The 1,113-nt window shown below is 73.0% G+C and carries 2 protein-coding genes; one reads left to right on the top strand and one right to left on the bottom strand.

The genetic code is table 11. The features are described 5' to 3' along the window. Nucleotides 1-186 precede the first annotated feature (186 nt). Nucleotides 187-789, bottom strand: a complete 603-nt coding sequence (locus ACZ5CR_RS46750) for a TIGR03086 family metal-binding protein (protein WP_468870144.1) — start codon at nt 787-789, stop codon at nt 187-189. 82 nt (nt 790-871) lie between these two features. Between ACZ5CR_RS46750 and ACZ5CR_RS46745 the strand changes: the two genes are divergently transcribed. Continuing rightward, nucleotides 872-1,113, top strand: a 242-nt coding sequence (locus tag ACZ5CR_RS46745; protein ID WP_468870143.1) for a DUF6597 domain-containing transcriptional factor, incomplete at its 3' end; no start/stop codon positions are given.

Genomic DNA, 1,113 nt, shown 5'->3' with positions numbered 1-1,113 from the left:
GTTGTTGACGGTTCAACTATACCTACGGAACGGTGGCGGTCCAGGGGGTATTCCCGGGCGGGGCCCGGCTAGGCCGCAGAGGGGGTCTGCGGGGCCCGACTAGGCCGCAGAAGGGGTCGCGGGCCCGGCTAGGCCGCGGAAGGGGTCGCGGGCCCGGCTAGGCCGCGGAACGGGTCGCGGGCCCGGCTAGGCCGCGGAACGGGTCTGCGGGGCCCAGCGGGGGTCGCGGCCCGTCTCGGCCAGGAGTCGCTCCAGGTCGGAGGCCCCTTCCGGCACGGCGACCGGCTCCCCGAGGACACCCATCTTCCGGGCCGTCGGGCCCAGGCCCGCGACCGCTTCCCGCAGCGCGGCGACCACGCCACTGCTCCCGGGGGCCGCCTCGAACTCCTGACCCGTGGCACGGGCCAGATCCCAGGCGTGCACCGTCAGGTCCAGCAGCGCCATGCAGCCGACGGTCTTCGCGGGCATGTCCATGGCGCCCGTGGTGCCCTCGTCGGCACCAGGGGCGGACCAGGCGGCGACCAGCTTCCCCGCCTCGTCGGCGAAACGGTCGCGCCAGCCGGGGCCCTCGGCGACGAGATCGGGGGTCTCGCCGAACTCGGCGTCCTGCTTGGCGGCCAGCGCCTGGAACTGGACGACCACCTGGAGGAGATGGTTGACCAGGGCCTTTACGTCGTACTCGGCGCAGGGCGTGGGGGCGGTGAGGCGGTCTTCGGGGATGGCGCGGACGACAGGGACGGCATGGTCGGCCGCCACCTTCAGGAGATCACCGATGCTGTTCTCAGTCATGCCGCGACGTTAGGACGTCGACCCTTCCGGCGGCTTGAAGAAACGCGACACCGGCCGCAGACCCGCGGCATACGATCCAGCCATGGCCGACGCCCCCGAGCCCGCCCCGCGCAGCGACACCAAGGGCATCGTCGACGCCGCCGGGCTCTTCGCCCACGCACGGTTCCGCCGGCACCTGGCCGCGCCCGCGCTGCGCCCCTACGTGGAGCAGTACTGGCTGATCGACTGGGACCTGTCCGAGCCGTACGCCTCGCACATCGTGCCGCACCCGTCCGTGAACGTCGTCTTCCAGACGCTCCCCGGGCAGGAGCCCTTCGCCGAGGT

It is taken from the genome of Streptomyces sp. NPDC031274 (genome assembly GCF_055570235.1).
Note: the sequence above shows the minus strand (reverse complement) of the source record. Positions and strands in the feature narration are given on the sequence as shown.